A 17,157-nucleotide genomic window follows, 5' to 3' on the forward strand; every position below is an offset into this window, starting at 1 on the left:
CAATTGTCTGGAGGGTGTAATGGCAATGCGCGCGGCTCGTGGTCTGTCGATTCTCGTCCTTCTCTTCTTTGCCTGGGGCAGCGTCGCGCAAGCGGCCGAGGCCCGGCGAATCGCAACGACCGACAATTCCGACTATTTCGGTTTCGACCTCAGGTCGGACCAGAACGTCACGCTCGACCAGTGCAAGACGACATGTCTGGGCGATCCGGCCTGCCGCGCCTTCACCTACAACACCAAGGCCAAATGGTGCTTTCTCAAATCCGACTATAACCAGTTGAAATCCTTCACCGGCGCGATCGCCGGCAAGGTCGTCAACATCGACGGCGATCCCGATATCGGCGCGCCGCCGGAACTCGCCTTCTTCCCCAACTGGATGGCCGACCAGGCCCAGCAATACCGCAACAAGCTGCTTGGCCCGGCCTTCGACAAGCCGACTGAGGGCATGGCGGCGCTGACCAATGCCGCCGAACAGGCCGTATTGGCCAGCGATCATCGCGCCGCCATGCAGAGATACGAGGCCGCTGTCTCGGTCATGCCTGACGATGGCCAGCTCTGGCTCAGGCTGGCGCGCGAAACGCTGGCCGTGCAGCCTGCCGCGAACACCTCCGAAGCCTCGACTTTGCCGGCAAACGGCACATCGGCCGCCTTCAACGCCTACAAGCTGCTGCGCACCACCAAGACGCGCGCCGAAGTGCTGGCGCTGCTCGGCAATGGTCTCGACAAGCGCGATCTCTACCGGCCGGCGCTCCAGGCCTATGAGGCCAGCCTTGCGTTGGAAAGCGCACCCGCGGTGCAGGCCGACTATGCCGATCTGAAGGCCCGCAAGGGGTTCCGTGTCATCGATCACTCTGTCGATGCCGACACCAGCGCGCCGCGCATCTGCGCGCAATTCTCCGAGGATCTGGTCAAGACCGGCGTCGACTACACGCAGTTCGTCACCGTCGACAACGCGCCGCCCAAGGGCGTCGAGGCCAAGGACAAGCAGATCTGCGTCGAAGGGCTCGAACACGGCCAGCACTATGACGTCACCTTCCGCGCCGGCCTGCCGGCGGCGATCGGCGAAGTGAGCGCCGCCCCCGTGGTGCTGTCGATCTACGTGCAGGACCGCGCGCCGTCCGCCCGTTTCACCGGCGACAGCTTCGTGCTGCCGGCCGGCGCGCGCCGCGGCATCCCGGTCGTCACCGTCAACATGAACGCCGCCGAAATGAAGCTCTACCGCATCGGCGATCGTTCGCTGGCGCAGCTTCTGTCGGGCTATCAGTTCCTGCACCAGCTCGACGGCTATGACATCTCCAACATTTCCGAGCAGATGGGCGCGCCGGTCTGGCAGGGCCAGCTCGACATCGTCAATGACCTCAACAAGGAGGTCACCACCTCGTTCCCGGTCGACGAAGCGCTGCCGCAGCGCAAGCCCGGCGTCTACGTGCTGACAGCACAGCCCGTCAACGACAAGAGCGACGACTACGGTTCGCTGGCCACGCAGTGGTTCGTCGTCTCCGACATTGGCCTGTCGACCTATACCGGCCAGGACGGGCTCAATGTCTTTGCCCGTTCGCTGGGCAGCGCCAAGCCGATAGCGGGTGCCGAACTGACGCTGGTTGCCCGAAACAACGAGGTTCTGGGCACCGCGACGTCCGATGCGAACGGCCACGCCGTCTTCAACCCCGGCCTGACGCGCGGTGACGGCGGCATGGTGCCGGCCGTGCTGATGGCCAAGCAGGGCGACAATGATTTCGTCTTCCTCGACATGGCCAAGGCCGGCTTCGACCTGTCCGACCGTGGCGTCACCGGACGCGCCGCACCGGGCGCGCTCGACGTCTTTGCCTGGACCGAACGCGGCATCTACCGCGCCGGCGAGGACGTCCACGTCGCCGCCCTTGCCCGCGACGGTGCGGCCAAGGCGGTCGAGAACCTGCCGCTGACCTTCATCTTCTCGCGTCCCGATGGCGTCGAGGACCGCCGCATCGTCAGCGACGGCGCCTCGGCCGGCGGCCACGCCGTCGACCTGCCGCTCGAACCCAACGCCATGCGCGGCACATGGTCGGTGTCGATCCATACCGATCCAAAGCAGCCGGCGGTTGCCAGCCAGATGTTCCTGGTCGAGGACTTCGTGCCGGATCGCATCGAATTCGACATGAAGGCCGACAAGCAGGAGATTGCGCGGGGCGAAACCGCCAACATCGACATTGACGGCCGCTTCCTCTACGGCGCGCCGGCGGCGGGGCTGGCGCTGGAAGGCGAACTCACGCTGTCGACGTCGCGCGACTGGGACCGCTTCCCCAACTTTTCCTTCGGCCTCGCCGACGAGCAGTCGGCGGAGCCCACGGTCACGCCGCTCACCGATCTGCCGGTGGTTGGCGATGACGGCAAGGCGACCTTCCCTGTTACCGTCGACCAGTTGCCCTCGACCACCAAGCTGGTCGACGGCAAGGTGACGGTGCGCATGCGCGAAACCGGCGGCCGCGCCATCGAGCGCTCGCTCAACATCGGCATCCGCCCGCAAGGCCATATGATCGGCATCCGTCCGGACTTCGCCGACGGTGAAGTGCCGCAAGGCGGCACGGCCAAGTTCAGCCTGATCGCCGTCGATCCCGACGGCAAGCGCGAGGCGCTGAAAGGCGCGCAGTGGACGCTGGTCAAGGTCGAACGCAATTATCAGTGGTACCGCTCCAACAATTCCTGGAACTACGAGCCGGTGAGCTTGACCAAGTCGATCGCCAACGGCCAGGTCGACCTCGCCGCCGATCGCGACGCAACCGTCTCCGTACCGGTCGATTGGGGCCAGTACAGGCTCGAGGTCGAGACATCGGACCCGGAGGGGCCCGCCACCAGCTATGAGTTCGACGCCGGCTGGTATGTCGCCTCGACCACCACAGAAACGCCCGACGGCCTGGAGATTGCCCTGGACAAGGATAATTATGCCGCCGGCGAAGTGGCCAAGCTGAAAATCTCGCCGCATTTTGCTGGCGAACTTCTGATCAACATCGGCTCCGACAAGCTGCTGAAGACCATCACGGCGACCGTGCCGGCTGGCGGCAGCACCGTCGACATCCCGGTCGGTGACGACTGGGGCGCCGGCGCCTATGTCACCGCAACCCTGTTCCGGCCGGGCGATGCGCAGGAAACGCGCATGCCCGCCCGCGCCATCGGCGTGAAATGGCTGACCGTCGATCCGGGCGCCAAGAAGCTCGCCATCACGCTCACGCCGCCGGACAAGACCATGCCGCGCCGGCAGCTGTCGATCCCGGTTTCCGTGGCCGGCGTGCAGCCGGGCACAAACGCCTATGTCATGGTTGCCGCCGTCGATGTAGGCATCCTCAATTTGACCAACTACAAGGCGCCGGATCCGGAGACCTGGTTCTTCGGCCAGCGCATGCTGGGTATGGAGATCCGCGACATCTACGGCCGCCTGATCGATGGCTCGCTGGGCACCGCCGGCAAGCTCAGGACTGGTGGCGACGGCGCCAACATGCAGGCGCAAGGCAGCCCGCCCACCGAAAAGCTGGTCGCCTTCTTCTCCGGCCCGGTCCAGCTCGATGCCAATGGCAAGGCGCGGATCGACTTCGACATTCCGCAGTTCAACGGCACCGTGCGCGTCATGGCCGTCGCCTGGACCAAGGAGGCGGTCGGTCATGCCCAGTCGGACGTGATCGTACGTGATCCCGTAGTGATCACCGCCGGCCTGCCGCGCTTCCTGGCGCCTGGCGACAATGCCGTCATGCGGCTCGACGTAGCGGACACGGACGGCCCCGCCGGCGACTATGCGCTGTCGATCGACACGACGGGCGACCTGTCGACAGGCGACAAACCCCTGCCCCAGAAGCTGACGCTCGCCCAGGGCAAGCGCCAGACCCTGACGGTACCGCTGATCGCAAAGACGGCGGGCAATGCGTCGCTCACCATCAAGCTGGCACACGCCGACGGCACCAAGGTCGAGCAGACGCTCTATGTGCCGGTGCGCCCGGCCCAATTGCCGGTCACCACGCGCCTTGTCGTCGATCTCAAGGGCAATGGCGGCGCGTTGCGCGTCGACAAGGAACTGCTGGCCGCAAGCCTGCTTGAGGGCGCTTCGGTCAGCGTCGGCGTTTCGCAGGCGGCGGCCTTCGACGTGCCGTCGCTGCTGATGACGCTCGATCGCTACCCCTATGGTTGCGCCGAGCAGACCACCAGCCGCGCCATGCCGCTTCTCTACGTCAACGAGATGGCATCGGGCATCGGCATGGAAAGCGACCCTGACCTGCACGGCCGCATCCAGGATGCGATCTACAAGGTCCTGAGCTACCAGTCCTCGAGCGGCAGCTTCGGCCTGTGGGGTCCGGGCTCCGGCGATTTGTGGCTCGACGCCTATGTCAGCGAGTTCCTGACCAGGGCACGGGAGCAGAAATACGACGTGCCGGCTCTTGCGATGAACCAGGCCCTGAACAACCTGCAGAACTCGCTCGGCTACGACCAGAGCGTACAGGACCGTGGCAGCGAGATCGCCTACGCCCTCTATGTGCTGGCCCGCAACAAGAAGGCCTCGATCGGCGACCTGCGCTACTACGCCGACACCCAGCTCGAAGCGTTTTCGAGCCCGATGGCCGTTGCCCAGCTGGCGGCGAGCCTGGCGCTCTATGGCGACACGCAGCGTTCGGAGGCGACGTTCAAGACCGCGCTGCAGCTCGCCAAGTCGAGCACCGACTACGACTGGTACCGCTCCGACTACGGCTCGGCGTTGCGTGACGGCGCGGCGATGCTGTCGCTGGCGGCGGAATCGAAGCCGGTATCGACCATCGTGCCCGAGCTTATCAAGCTGGTGACCAGGAAACGCGCCGAAGCCCGCTGGACCAGCACCCAGGACGATTCCTGGATGCTGCTGGCGGCCCGCGCGCTGAAGGAGGGCAATGATTCGATCACGCTGACCGTCAATGGCGCGCCGCATTCCGGCGGCTATTCCAACCAGGTGAACGGCTCGGAACTGGTCGACAGCCCGCTCGAAATCGCCAACACCGGCAAGCCCCCGCTGCAGGCCGTCGTCACTACCCTGGCGTCGCCGATCCAGCCCTTGCCGGCCGGCGGCGACGGCTTCACCATCAACCGCACCTACTACAAGCTCGACGGCACCGAAGCCAATGTGACCGAGGCGACCCAGAACGAACGCTATGTCGTCGTGCTCAAGGTCACCGAGCAGAACAGCTGGCCGTCGCGCCTGCTGGTCACCGACCTGTTGCCGGCCGGCTTCGAGATCGACAATCCAGGCCTGGTTTCCAGCGCCCAGCTGTCGAACTTCTCCTGGCTGGCACAGACCGACGCCGCGCATCTGGAATTCCGCGACGACCGCTTCGTCGCGGCATTCAACCCGGCCGACGGCGACCACGACCACAATCTGACGCTTGCCTATGTCGTGCGCGCCGTGACGCCGGGCACCTACGCCCATCCGGCGGCAACGGTGGAGGACATGTACCGGCCGCAATATTCGGCCCGCACCGCCACCGGTATGATGGAGATCAAGGCACCGTAAGGTGCTGATGGTAACGATCATGCACATGGCGGTTGCGTTCATCACAGCTACCTTCTCCCCGCCCCTATGCGGGGAGAAGGTGCCGGCAGGCGGATGAGGCCAGCGCCATGCTCTCCAAGAGAATCCTTTGCCGGGCGGTTATTGCTGGAGCGTCCCTAGCCGGACTAGCGGCAATCGCCGTCGCCGCGCTTTGGGAGCTCGACCGCGCCTTCCCGCCTCCGCTTCCTGAAAAGCTCACCGTCTCCACCGAAGTCCAGGACCGCGACGGCCAGCTGTTGCGCGCCTTCGCCACCCCGGACGGCTACTGGCGGCTCGAAACCCGGCTCGACCAGGTCGACAAGCAGTTCGTCGACATGCTGGTCACCTATGAGGACAAGCGCTTCTGGGACCATGAGGGCGTCGATGTGCTGGCGCTGGCCCGCGCCGCCGGCCAGTTCGCCACCAGCGGCCACATCGTCTCCGGCGGCTCGACCCTGTCTATGCAGCTCGCCCGCCTGATCGAGCCGCGCGAGAGCCGCAGCCTCGGCTCCAAGATCAAGCAGATGTTGCGCGCCATCCAGATCGAATGGCGGCTGTCGAAGCGCGAGATCCTCGAGCGTTACCTGACACTGGCGCCCTATGGCGGCAATCTGGAGGGCGTGCGCGCCGCTTCGCTCGCCTATTTCGGCAAAGAACCGAAGCGGCTGACCGTTTCCGAGGCCGCCCTTCTCGTCGCCCTCCCCCAACTGCCGGAAAAGCGCCGGCCCGACCGCAATCTCCAGATCGCCCATGCAGCGCGCGATCGTGTGCTCGCCCGCATGGTCTCATCAGGCCTGACCGGCGAACGCGAGGCGGCACGCGCGGCACTCGACGATGTGTCAGGGTTGCGGCGCACCTTGCCGGCGCTTGCCGCGCATGCCTCCTATGCGATGCTTCCCAAGGCCCTCCCCGGTCAGCCGCTCAAGCTGACGATCCGCAAAAGCGTCCAGCAAGGACTGGAACAGGTGGCGCGCGACGCCGCCACCAAGCTCGGGCCGCGTCTCTCCGTCGCCATGGTGCTGGCCGACGCCCGCACCGGCGAGATTTTGGGCGAGGTCGGCTCGGCCAATTTCTTCGATGCCAGCCGTTCCGGCTGGATCGACATGACCAAGGTCGTGCGTTCGCCCGGCTCGACGCTGAAGCCGTTCATCTATGGCCTCGCCTTCGAGCAGGGACTGGTGGCGCAGGAAACGCTGATAGAGGATAGCCCAGTTGATTTCAGCGGCTACAGGCCGAAGAATTTCGACATGGGCTACCAGGGCGATGTCAGCATCCGCCAGGCTTTGCAACTGTCGCTCAACGTGCCGGCGATCCGCGTGCTCGACGCGGTCGGCCCGGCGCGGCTGACAGCGCGCTTCCGCCAGGCGGGCGTCAACCCGATCTTGCCGGTCAACGAAGCGCCGGGCCTGGCCATCGGCCTCGGCGGCGTCGGCGTCACGCTGCGCGACCTGGTCCAGCTCTACACAGGGCTCGCCAATGGCGGCAAGACGCACTCGCTGCGCGACGGCACCGAACCGGCCAACGCCGTGAGTTCGACCACCACCATCCTCAACGACCAGGCCAACTGGCAGATCATCGACATCCTCTCGGGTGTGAAGCCACCCGAAGGCGCTTTGCAGCGTGGCATCGCCTACAAGACCGGCACTTCTTACGGCTACCGTGACGCCTGGTCGGTGGGCTTCGACGGCCGCTATGTGCTGGGTGTCTGGGTCGGCCGGCCCGATGCCGGCGCGGTGCCGGGTCTTTCCGGCTATGTCTCGGCCGCTCCGATTCTGTTCGAAGGCTTTGTCCGCTCGGGGCTGGCGACCGTGCCGCTGCCGGGCAAACCGCCTGGCGTCTTTACCCCCAAGCGCGAGGACCTTCCGGTGACGCTTGCCCGCTTCGGCGCCGGCGCGGATGGCCTGGTGCAGGCGATGCCGACCGAACCCGCGCCGACCATCATTTTCCCGCCGGACGGCGCCCGCGTCGATCTCGCCACCAATTCGGCCGACGCCTCGCCGCTGGTGCTGAAATTGCAAGGTGGCCGTGCGCCGTTCCGCTGGCTGGCCAACGGCAAGCCGCTCATCGGCCTCGACCGCCGCCGCACCGCGACATGGCAGCCCGACGGCGCGGGTTACTCGACGCTGACCGTCATCGATGCGGCTGGACGAGCGGCGAGTGTGAAAGTGTTCGTTGAGTAGGGTGCGTCAAGGGATTCAGCGCATTGGCTTTTTGAGGCCGGGATAGAAGGATAGCTCGCCTGATGCCTGGTGCGAGGCGCCCCCCTCTGGCCTGCCGGCCATCTCCCCCTCGAGTGGGGAGATCGGACTTCCTCGTTGATTTCGCCAACGTTCGACGACTGAGCTCGGCGTCAAAGTTGCCGATCTCCCCCCTTGAGGGGGAGATGCCCGGCAGGGCAGAGGGGGGCCTGCTTGGCTATGTCCTGCGCCAGGTCGCAGCCATTCTCGTCACATTGCTGATGGTCACCCACTCTGCCTTCGCCGATCCCCTCCCTGCCGGCTTCGTCCGCCTCTCCGATATCGCCCCATCCATCCGCCAGGACGTTCGCTACGCCAGCTCCAACAATTTCCTGCACCGCAAGGTGAACGGCTACAACGCACCTGTCTGCATTCTCACCGAGGAGGCGGCGAAGGCACTCTCCAGCGTTCAGAAGGCGATGATCGCCAGGGGCATGACGCTGGTCGTGTTCGACTGCTACCGCCCTGCCCGCGCGGTGGCCGACATGGGCGATTGGACGACAGCGGGTGGACCGCCGGATCCGCAGTGGTATCCGAAGATCAAGCGCAGCGACCTCATCACCGAGGGCTACGTCGCCCGGCAGTCGGCACATTCTCGCGGCTCAACCGTCGATGTTGCTATCGCGCCTGCCGACAGTCCGTCTGTGCCGAAACCGGCCTGCGGCGCTGTCGATGCCAACACCCTCGATTTCGGCACCGGCTTCGATTGTTTCGACACGATGAGCGAGACCGCGCATCGCCCGCTCGGCACCGAAGCTGCGGCAAACCGCAAGCTGCTCGTCGATGCCATGCGTGCTGGCGGGTTCAAGAACTATGCCCGCGAATGGTGGCATTTTGCGCTCGCCCACGAGCCATTTCCCAAGCAGCGCTTCGATTTCTCCGTGACCGCCGAGTAAGCTGCCCAACGCAGACTTGCCCGGCAGCCGTGCATCCCTAGATAGGCCGGATGGCGGACCGGCTCCGGTGCGGCGCAGCTGCAAGGAAAATATTTTCCCATTGCCGCGACAGATCGCCGAAGATTTTCTTCAGGAAGGCAAAAAAGGCAAACATTCAATGCATCTTATTTCTATCAATTCGGTAGATTTGGCGCGGGTTCAACGGAGGCAGAAATGACCAAACCTCATTTCCGAAAACTGCTCGGCGCACTGGTCGCCACATCTGTCCAGTTCGGCACGCTCGGTTTCGCGTTTGCCGACACCACCATTCTCAACGTGTCCTACGATCCGACGCGCGAGCTCTACAAGGCCTATGACGAGGCCTTCGCCGCCCATTGGAAGGCACAGACCGGCGAGACGGTGACCATCCAGCAGTCACATGGCGGATCGGGCGCCCAGGCCCGCGCCGTGATCGACGGCCTGGACGCCGATGTGGTGACGCTGGCGCTCGAAGGCGACATCAACGCCATCGTCTCCAAGTCAAAGAAGATCAATCCCGACTGGCGCACCAAATTCGAGAACAATTCAGCGCCTTACACCTCGACGATCATCTTCCTTGTCCGCAAGGGCAATCCCAAGGGCATCCACGACTGGAACGATCTGATCAAGGACGGCACGCAGGTGATCACGCCTAACCCCAAGACCTCGGGCGGCGCGCGCTGGAACTATCTCGCGGCCTGGGCCTATGCCAACGCCAACGATGGCGGCGACGAAGCCAAGACCAAGGAATTCGTCGGCAAGCTCTACGCCAATGCTCCCGTGCTCGACACCGGCGCGCGCGGCTCGACCGTGACCTTCGCGCAAAAAGGCCTGGGCGACGTGCTGATCGCCTGGGAAAACGATGCCTATCTGGCGCTCGACGAGTTTGGCGCCGACAATTTCGACGTCGTCTATCCGCCGACCTCGATCCTGGCCGAGCCGCCGGTGGCGGTGGTCGATGCCAATGTCGACGCCAAGGGCACGCGCAAGGTGGCCGAGGCCTATCTGAGCTACCTCTACTCCAAGGAAGGCCAGACCATCATCGCCAGGAACCACTACCGGCCGTCCAAGCCCGAACTGGTTCCGCCTGAGGATCTCGCCAAGCTGCCGCCTATCAAGCTGATCACCATCGATGACCCGCTTTTCGGTGGCTGGAAGAAGGCACAGCCTTATCATTTCGGCGACGGTGGTATATTCGACCAGATCTACAAACCGGCCCAGTGAGCTAAAACCTAGATCGGGACGACATGACCACAGCACCCGCGCAGGCGGGGTGGCGGTTCAGACAGCCGAGCGTCATTCCGGGTTTCGGATTGACGCTCGGCTTCTCGCTTGCCTACCTCACCCTCATCATCCTCATCCCGCTATCCGGGCTGATCTGGCGTTCGGCCGCTCTCGGCTGGGCCGATTTCTGGGCCATCGCCACCGATCGCCGCACGCTCAACGCACTTGAAATCAGCTTCGGCACCGCCTTCATCGCGGCTGTCGTCAATGTCGTTTTCGGCACGCTCGTCGCCTGGGTGCTGGTGCGCTACCGTTTTCCCGGCCGCCGCATCGTCGATGCCATGGTCGACCTGCCATTCGCGCTGCCGACGGCGGTGGCTGGCATCGCGCTGACCACGCTCTACGCGCCGAATGGCTGGATCGGCAAGCTGCTGATGCCGCTCGGCATCAAGGTCGCCTACACGCCGCTCGGCATCGTCATCGCGTTGATCTTCATCGGCCTGCCCTTCGTCGTGCGCACCGTGCAGCCGATCATGGAAGAGATCGACAAGGAAGTGGAGGAAGCCGCCGCCACGCTTGGCGCCAGCCGCTTTCAGATCATCACCCGCGTGCTCTTTCCAGGCTTGGCGCCGGCCATCATCACCGGATTCTCGCTGGCCTTCGCGCGCGGCGTCGGCGAATACGGCTCGGTCATCTTCATCGCCGGCAATTTGCCCTACAAATCCGAGATCGCGCCGCTTTTGATCGTCATCCGGCTCGAGGAATACAATTACCCGGCGGCGACCGCGATCGCGGCAATCATGCTGGCGTTGTCGTTCATCATGCTGTTGATCGTCAATCTGGTGCAGACATGGAGCCGCAAGCGCTATGGCTGAGCCCGAGATCAAATCCTACGAACCGTTCCATGAAAGCCGCTCGGCGGCAGTGACCGAAAGCCGGCCGGCACGGGCCGTGCTGATGACCGTCGTCTTCGTCTTTCTCGCCGTCTTCCTGTTGCTGCCGCTGATCATCGTTTTCAAGGAAGCCTTCGCCAAGGGCGTTGGCACCTACCTGGAATCGCTGAGCGATGCGGACACCCGTTCGGCAATCCGCTTGACCTTGCTGGTCGCGGCGATCTCGGTACCGCTCAACATCGTCTTCGGTATCTCGGCCGCCTGGGCGATCGCCAAGTTCGAGTTCAAGGGCAAGGCCTTCCTGACCACGTTGATCGATCTGCCCTTCTCGGTCTCCCCCGTCATTTCGGGCCTGGTCTACGTGCTTCTGTTTGGCGCCCAGGGGCTGCTCGGCGAGTGGTTGAAGGCACATGGCATCCAGATCTTGTTCGCCGTGCCAGGCATTGTGCTGGCCACCGTCTTCGTCACCTTCCCCTTCGTCGCCCGCGAACTGATCCCGCTGATGCAGGAACAGGGCAATGGCGACGAGGAAGCGGCTCTTTCGCTCGGGGCCAATGGCTGGCAGACGTTCTGGTATGTGACCTTGCCCAATGTCAAATGGGGCCTGCTCTACGGCGTGCTTCTGTGCAATGCGCGCGCCATGGGCGAGTTCGGCGCGGTTTCGGTGGTGTCGGGCCACATACGCGGCCTGACCAACACCATGCCGCTGCATGTCGAAATCCTCTACAACGAATACAATGCCGTCGGCGCCTTCGCCGTCGCCTCGTTGCTTGCCGGGCTGGCGCTCGTCACGCTGGTCTTGAAAACTCTGCTCGAGATGCGCTACGGCGCCGAACTCGCCGCGACGCGCGGACATTAGAAGGTTCATTGCATGGAAGTTCGCGTTGCCAATGTGCGCAAGGAATTCGAGCGGTTTCCGGCGCTCCACGACGTGTCGCTCGACATCAAGTCGGGCGAACTGATTGCGTTGCTCGGACCGTCCGGCTCCGGCAAGACGACCTTGCTCAGGCTGATCGCCGGGCTGGAGCGCCCGACGCGTGGAAAAATTTTCTTTGGCGACGAGGACGCTTCGCAAAAGTCGATCCAGGAACGCAATGTCGGCTTCGTCTTCCAGCACTACGCGCTGTTCCGGCACATGACGGTGGCCGACAATATCGGCTTCGGTCTCAAGGTGCGGCACGGGCCGACGCGGCCGCCCGCGGCCGAAATCCGCCGCCGCGCCTCCGAGCTTCTCGATCTCGTCCAGCTGTCGGGTCTGGAAAAACGCTATCCGGCGCAACTTTCGGGCGGCCAGCGCCAGCGCGTGGCGCTCGCGCGTGCCATGGCCATCGAACCCAAGGTGCTGCTGCTCGACGAGCCGTTCGGCGCGCTCGATGCGCAGGTGCGCCGGGAACTGCGCCGCTGGCTGCGCGAAATCCATGACGCTACTGGCCACACCACCGTCTTCGTCACCCACGATCAGGAAGAGGCGCTGGAGCTTGCCGACCGCGTCGTGGTGATGAGCCAGGGCCGCGTCGAGCAGGTCGGCACCGCCGACGACATCTACGACACGCCGAACTCGCCCTTCGTCTACGGCTTCATTGGTGAATCGAGCTCGCTTCCGGTCAAGATCGAGAATGGCGAGATCTGGCTCGCCGACCGTCCGATCGGATTGTCGGCGCCGCACGCGCCCCAGGGCGATGCGATGCTGTATTTTCGCCCGCATGATGTCGAACTGCTGGACGGCTGCAGCGGCTGCATCGCCGGCACCGTGGCCGCCAGCCGCCGCGTTGCCGGCACACGGCGCGTGGAGCTCGAAATCGGTGGCGAACGCCAGCGGGTCGAGATCGAACTGCCGGTCGATCATCCGGCGGCACAAAAGAGCCGGGTGGCATTCCGGCCGGGGCGCTGGAAGCTGTTTCCGGCTGCTTAGCGATCGGACCACTGTGAATCTCGTCACCAGCGAATATCCTGGTCTGGTGGCGGTCGCTTACCCTTCCATCTGGCCTTTCAACGACAACGCCAAGGTCATGGGATTTTTCGGGGAAGCCGCAAAGCCGTAGTGCTCGTAAAAGGCTTTCGCTTCATCCGATATGGCATGAACAAAAACTCCGCGAATCCCCAGGATCGTCGCGGCGCGACCGGCGCGCAGGACGGCGTCTTGCAGAAGCGCAGCACCCAGCCCCTTCCCTTGCCAGCTTGCATCCACCGCGAGACGTCCGAGCACGACCATTGGAATGGGATCTGGCATGTTGCGGCGAATGATGCCAGGCGCTTCCGCCAGATCAAGCCCGCCCGAAGACAAGCAATAGTAGCCGACAACGCGTGTGCCTTCCGCCACCACATAGGTCCGCGATGCGCCACTGACCTGGTTGGCCCGTGCCCGACGGCGAAGCCATTGATCGAGGCTTTCTGTTCCGCTTTGGAAAAATTCGAGATCGTGGTGTTCCGCCAGCGGCGTGGGCGCCGATGGCATCAGTCCCGCCAAGGCCTGGGCACATCCATAAGGCGTGCAAAACCTTCCCCGCTTGGCGGTTCATCGAGGATGTCGAGATAATGTCGGTAACTCTCCGGATCCACCTTGATCAATGTTTGGTCGAGCAGCGTATCCTCGGCCGCACGATAAGCGGCATCGATCATGAAGTCGGAACGGGTCTTCCCGCGTATCTTGGCGGCACGGTCAATCAGTATACGTATGTCCTCTCGGATGCGCAGATTGACGGGCTTGGCGTGGGTTTCGGGTGCGGCTTTCGCCATGGAAGACTCCTTTCGAACATCATAACATGGGGCATACACAATGTGTATCCATTTGTCGCCTCTCTCGGAAGAGACTGGGACCGGCCTCAAAAAGATGACTCCACGTGAAAGAAAAAACTACGATGTGCGTGTGTGGGAAACGGTTTTCTAGCAACAGCCGCCAAGCCCTGAATCTATGCCTCGCCGCTCCTCTGCGCCCCGGCTATGGTCTGGTGATAGAGCATGACATCCGGAGCCTTTTCATGAAGCGATTTTTCATCGGCGTTGCCGCCGCCGCCGGCCTCCTCCTCGCATCCTCCCAAGCCTGGCCGGCCGACAAGCTGCTGAACGCCTCCTATGACGTCGGCCGCGAACTTTTCGTGCAGGTCAACAAGGCCTTTATCGCCAAGCACCCGGGTGTGAGCATCGACCAGTCGCATGCCGGCACTTCCGCGCAGGCGCGCGCCATCGCCGAAGGCCTCGGTGCCGATGTCGTCACCTTCAACCAGGTCACCGACGTCGACTTCCTGGTCAAGAAGGGCCTCGTCTCGGCCGACTGGCAGAAGGATTTTCCCGACAACGCTTCGCCCTTCTATTCACTGCCTTCGTTTCTCGTCCGCGCGGGCAACCCCAAGCACATCAAGGACTGGAACGATCTCGTGCGCGACGACGTGCAGGTGATCTTCCCCAACCCGAAAACGTCTGGCAATGCCCGCTACACCTATCTGGCGGCCACCGCCTACGCCAAGGAAGCCTTCAAGGGCGACGACGCGAAGGTGAAGGAATTCATCACCAAGCTGTTCAACAACGTGCCGATCTTCGACACTGGCGGGCGCGCAGCGACCACCACCTTCGTGCAGCGCGAGATCGGCGACGTGCTGATCACCTTCGAATCCGAGACACGCGGCATCCGCAAGGAATACGGCGACGACAAATTCGAGCAGGTCACGCCTTCGGTCAGCCTTCTGGCGGAATTCCCGGTGGCGATCGTCGACAAGGTCGCCGACGAGCACGGCACGCGTGATCTGGCCAAGAGCTATCTCGACTTCCTCTATACACCCGAGGGCCAGGGCATCGCCGCCGACAATGGCCTGCGCGCACGCGACGCGGCTGTCGCTGCCAAATACAAGGCCGATTTTCCAGATGTGCGCCTGCTGACGGTGGAAGACGTCTTCGGCGGCTGGGACAAGGTCCAAAAAGCGCATTTCGCCGCCGGCGGTCTGCTCGATCAGGCTTATGGCAGCCGGTAAAGTCTCCGCTGCCCGATGGAAAGATCGAGGAAAGCCGGCCCCGAGCCGGCTTTCCTCGTTATTCAGCCGATAGGGTAAAGCCGGCGCCCTTCGTGCAAAACGTTACAAAGAATCAACGCGTTTGTGCCTAACATGCCTTCCAATGGCATTGTTCCGCGAAACGGCGGCGTGCGGAAGCAACGCCGTCATCATTTGCACACAAACAGCCGCCAGATGCGGGTTGGTTGGGGCTTCAACGGGTTGACTCGGGCATGCTGACGAAAAAAGGCAAATACGGCCTCAAGGCCCTCGTGCATCTTTCCAATCTTCCGGTTGGCCAACTGGCCTTCGTCAACGACATCGCCGTCGCCAACAACATCCCGAAGAAATTCCTCGATGCCATCCTGGGCGAATTGCGCAACGCCGGCTTCGTCCAGAGCCGCAAGGGCAAGGAAGGCGGTTACCGTCTCGCCCGCCCCGCTTCCGAGATCAAGATCGGCCACGTCGTGCGCGTGCTCGACGGGCCGCTGGCGCCGATACCTTGCGCCAGCCGCACGCAGTACCAGCGCTGCGAGGATTGTGATGAAGCGACTTGCCAGGTCCGGCACATGATGCTGGAAGTGCGCCAGGCGATTGCCGAGGTGCTGGACAACCGTAGCCTCGCCGCCATGCGCGATGCCGACAATGACGATTTCCCAGTCGAGTTGACATCGCAGATTTAGAGCCGGTGGATGAGGCTGTCGAGGTTTACGAAATCCCGAAAGGCCGCACGCAAGCAGTCATCGGCAACCAGCTTTCGCACCGAGATCATCGCCGACGTCTTTGTCCCCGAATATGCCGAGGACGTGCGCTTTTTCAGCCGCAAGGTGGTTAGTCCCGGCAGGCTCCGCCGCTTCTCCACCAAGGATCTTCGCGAGAGCCTGATTGCTCTCTTCTATCTCGCGGTCGCGGCAGCACTGCCGGTTCGCTGGTGGTCGCCGATCTGCGATTGGGCGTCGAGATTTCGGCTGAAGCGCCATATGCGCAAGGATTTCCGCTTCTATGCCGCCGCAACGCGCGCGGTGCTCGGCGACGGCATCGATGCACGCAAGCTGTTCGAGGCATTGCTCGCGGCGCGCCATCGCCGCCGCATGCAACTCGCCGCGCATCTGGTCGCCGGTCGCTGGACGCCGACGATCCGGCTGGAAGGGCTCGAGGGCTTGCAGGCAGCCATGCAACGCGGCCACGGCGCGATCCTCTGGTGCGATCAATTCACCGCCCAAACGATAATCGGCAAGCGCGCCATATATGAGGCCGGCATCGAAGCGCATCAGGTCAGCGTCAACACGCATGGCGTGTCCGAGACGGCATTCGGCCAGCGCTTCCTCAACCCGCCAATGGTTCATGTCGAGAACCGGTTCCTGAAAAGCCGGATCGTCTTCGACCGCGACGACGCCTATCAGGTCACCATCCGCATTCAAAAGACGTTGAAGCAGAACGGCGTCGTGCTGATGACCAACACCATCCACGCCGGCTCGACCTTCACCGAAACCGCCCTGGGCGAAAGCGGCTGGACACACCTTGCCTCGGCACCGGCGAATTTCGCCGCACGAGGCAAGACGGCCCTGTTTGCCATGTCCACTTTCGAGGTGGTGCCCTTCCGGGAATACCGGGCCGTCTTGAGCCCGGAACTGATGCCAGCGGCACCGGCGCTCCCGGCAGTGGACACCACCAGGGACGGAGCCAAGAACATGGCCCTGCAGGCACACTATATCCTGCTGAAACGCGACTGCCTGCTGCAAGCACTGAAGCAGTGCCCCGAGCAGATGATGTCCTGGTCGCGCCATGAACGGTTGACAGAAGCTCAGGACAGGATCGGCTTCAGCGAAGAAGAAGGCTCATGACCGGCGCATCGAGCGCATTGCCTGGGCGACGAGCTCGTCGATTGGCCGCGTCGCGTCGAGCGTCAATGCTCGCTCATCGGCACCTGGCGGCTCGAGGATGGCGAACTGGCTGTCGACCAGGCTTGCCGGCATGAAATGGCCCTTGCGGCCGGCGACCCGCTGCCGCGCGGTGGCGGGATCGATCTCCAGATAGAGGAAGATGATATCAGGGCAGAAGCCGCGCAGACGCTCGCGATAGCCGCGCTTCAGCGCCGAGCAGGCTGCAACCACGCCCTGTCCCTTGGCGATCGACGCCGCGATGCGCTCGCCGATCGCGTCGAGCCAGCCTTCGCGCAGCTGGTCGGTGAGCGGTTCGCCCCGCGCCATGCGGGCAACGTTTTCGGGCGGATGCAGCCTGTCGCCCTCGATGAAGACGGCACCCAGCGCGTCGGCCAGCGCGATACCGACGGCTGACTTGCCGCAGCCGGCGACGCCCATCATCACGATGGCCGGAAGCGCCAAACCGGAAGCGCCCGTAGGCGCCTGCGCTGCGTTTTCGTCCACC

At 63.8% G+C, this 17,157-nt stretch carries 13 protein-coding genes; 10 read left to right on the plus strand and 3 right to left on the minus strand.

What is annotated here, in order from left to right; translation table 11 throughout:
- Positions 1–19: 19 nt before the first annotated feature.
- The 7 genes from O7A60_RS03500 to O7A60_RS03530 all read left to right on the plus strand — a co-directional run bounded on the left by O7A60_RS03500 (position 20) and on the right by O7A60_RS03530 (position 12,698).
- Positions 20–5,500 carry an alpha-2-macroglobulin family protein gene (locus O7A60_RS03500; RefSeq protein WP_337105036.1) on the plus strand — a complete coding sequence of 1,827 codons (5,481 nt, stop codon included), beginning with the start codon at positions 20–22 and terminating at the stop codon, positions 5,498–5,500.
- Positions 5,501–5,607: 107 nt separating this feature from the next.
- Positions 5,608–7,698 (plus strand): penicillin-binding protein 1C, encoded by a 2,091-nt coding sequence (gene pbpC, locus O7A60_RS03505; protein ID WP_337105037.1) that lies wholly within the window; start codon positions 5,608–5,610, stop codon positions 7,696–7,698.
- A 203-nt stretch (positions 7,699–7,901) separates the two neighbouring features.
- Positions 7,902–8,651, plus strand: a complete 750-nt coding sequence (locus O7A60_RS03510; protein ID WP_337105038.1) for a M15 family metallopeptidase — start codon at positions 7,902–7,904, stop codon at positions 8,649–8,651.
- Between the two features lie 213 nt (positions 8,652–8,864).
- Positions 8,865–9,893, plus strand: a complete 1,029-nt coding sequence (locus O7A60_RS03515) for a sulfate ABC transporter substrate-binding protein (protein WP_337105039.1) — start codon at positions 8,865–8,867, stop codon at positions 9,891–9,893.
- A 23-nt stretch (positions 9,894–9,916) separates the two neighbouring features.
- Positions 9,917–10,768 (plus strand): sulfate ABC transporter permease subunit CysT, encoded by an 852-nt coding sequence (gene cysT / locus O7A60_RS03520; protein WP_027141568.1) that lies wholly within the window; start codon positions 9,917–9,919, stop codon positions 10,766–10,768.
- Positions 10,761–11,645: a sulfate ABC transporter permease subunit CysW gene (cysW, locus tag O7A60_RS03525; protein WP_027141567.1), complete on the plus strand. Its 885-nt coding sequence runs from the start codon at positions 10,761–10,763 to the stop codon at positions 11,643–11,645. The genes cysT and cysW overlap by 8 nt, the downstream gene beginning before the upstream one ends.
- 12 nt (positions 11,646–11,657) lie before the next feature.
- The gene (locus O7A60_RS03530) at positions 11,658–12,698 is read left to right on the plus strand and encodes a sulfate/molybdate ABC transporter ATP-binding protein (RefSeq protein ID WP_027141566.1); all 1,041 of its coding nucleotides are present in this window, start codon (positions 11,658–11,660) and stop codon (positions 12,696–12,698) included.
- Positions 12,699–12,755: 57 nt separating this feature from the next.
- Here the strand turns inward: O7A60_RS03530 and O7A60_RS03535 are convergent, their stop codons facing one another.
- Complete coding sequence (locus O7A60_RS03535; RefSeq protein WP_337105198.1) at positions 12,756–13,241, minus strand: GNAT family N-acetyltransferase; 486 nt, start codon at positions 13,239–13,241, stop codon at positions 12,756–12,758.
- Positions 13,241–13,522, minus strand: a complete 282-nt coding sequence (locus tag O7A60_RS03540) for a type II toxin-antitoxin system TacA family antitoxin (protein WP_027141564.1) — start codon at positions 13,520–13,522, stop codon at positions 13,241–13,243. Before O7A60_RS03540 ends, O7A60_RS03535 begins: the two co-directional genes overlap by 1 nt.
- 242 nt (positions 13,523–13,764) lie before the next feature.
- Between O7A60_RS03540 and O7A60_RS03545 the strand changes: the two genes are divergently transcribed.
- The 3 genes from O7A60_RS03545 (at position 13,765) to O7A60_RS03555 (ending at position 16,613) form a co-directional block, all read left to right on the plus strand.
- The gene (locus O7A60_RS03545) at positions 13,765–14,751 is read left to right on the plus strand and encodes a sulfate ABC transporter substrate-binding protein (protein ID WP_337105040.1); all 987 of its coding nucleotides are present in this window, start codon (positions 13,765–13,767) and stop codon (positions 14,749–14,751) included.
- Positions 14,752–15,002: 251 nt separating this feature from the next.
- Positions 15,003–15,452: an RrF2 family transcriptional regulator gene (locus tag O7A60_RS03550; protein ID WP_023769580.1), complete on the plus strand. Its 450-nt coding sequence runs from the start codon at positions 15,003–15,005 to the stop codon at positions 15,450–15,452.
- A 9-nt stretch (positions 15,453–15,461) separates the two neighbouring features.
- Positions 15,462–16,613: a hypothetical protein gene (locus O7A60_RS03555; protein WP_337105041.1), complete on the plus strand. Its 1,152-nt coding sequence runs from the start codon at positions 15,462–15,464 to the stop codon at positions 16,611–16,613.
- Here the strand turns inward: O7A60_RS03555 and O7A60_RS03560 are convergent.
- Positions 16,608–17,156, minus strand: a complete 549-nt coding sequence (locus O7A60_RS03560) for a gluconokinase (protein ID WP_337105042.1) — start codon at positions 17,154–17,156, stop codon at positions 16,608–16,610. The two genes, O7A60_RS03555 and O7A60_RS03560, sit on opposite strands and share 6 nt — an antisense overlap.
- Position 17,157 lies beyond the last annotated feature (1 nt).

The organism is Mesorhizobium salmacidum (SeqCode) (genome assembly GCF_037179605.1).
In the GTDB taxonomy this organism is placed as follows: domain Bacteria; phylum Pseudomonadota; class Alphaproteobacteria; order Rhizobiales; family Rhizobiaceae; genus Mesorhizobium; species Mesorhizobium salmacidum.

What these genes read in the sequence shown, in the direction of transcription:
- cysT (WP_027141568.1), top strand. Translation starts at nt 9,917, where the DNA reads ATGACCACAGCACCCGCGCAGGCGGGGTGGCGGTTCAGACAGCCGAGC.
- O7A60_RS03500 (WP_337105036.1), top strand. Translation starts at nt 20, where the DNA reads ATGGCAATGCGCGCGGCTCGTGGTCTGTCGATTCTCGTCCTTCTCTTC.
- O7A60_RS03530 (WP_027141566.1), top strand. Translation starts at nt 11,658, where the DNA reads ATGGAAGTTCGCGTTGCCAATGTGCGCAAGGAATTCGAGCGGTTTCCG.
- O7A60_RS03545 (WP_337105040.1), top strand. Translation starts at nt 13,765, where the DNA reads ATGAAGCGATTTTTCATCGGCGTTGCCGCCGCCGCCGGCCTCCTCCTC.
- pbpC (WP_337105037.1), top strand. Translation starts at nt 5,608, where the DNA reads ATGCTCTCCAAGAGAATCCTTTGCCGGGCGGTTATTGCTGGAGCGTCC.
- O7A60_RS03535 (WP_337105198.1), bottom strand. Translation starts at nt 13,241, where the DNA reads ATGCCATCGGCGCCCACGCCGCTGGCGGAACACCACGATCTCGAATTT.
- O7A60_RS03550 (WP_023769580.1), top strand. Translation starts at nt 15,003, where the DNA reads ATGCTGACGAAAAAAGGCAAATACGGCCTCAAGGCCCTCGTGCATCTT.
- O7A60_RS03540 (WP_027141564.1), bottom strand. Translation starts at nt 13,522, where the DNA reads ATGGCGAAAGCCGCACCCGAAACCCACGCCAAGCCCGTCAATCTGCGC.
- O7A60_RS03555 (WP_337105041.1), top strand. Translation starts at nt 15,462, where the DNA reads ATGAGGCTGTCGAGGTTTACGAAATCCCGAAAGGCCGCACGCAAGCAG.
- cysW (WP_027141567.1), top strand. Translation starts at nt 10,761, where the DNA reads ATGGCTGAGCCCGAGATCAAATCCTACGAACCGTTCCATGAAAGCCGC.
- O7A60_RS03515 (WP_337105039.1), top strand. Translation starts at nt 8,865, where the DNA reads ATGACCAAACCTCATTTCCGAAAACTGCTCGGCGCACTGGTCGCCACA.
- O7A60_RS03510 (WP_337105038.1), top strand. Translation starts at nt 7,902, where the DNA reads ATGCCCGGCAGGGCAGAGGGGGGCCTGCTTGGCTATGTCCTGCGCCAG.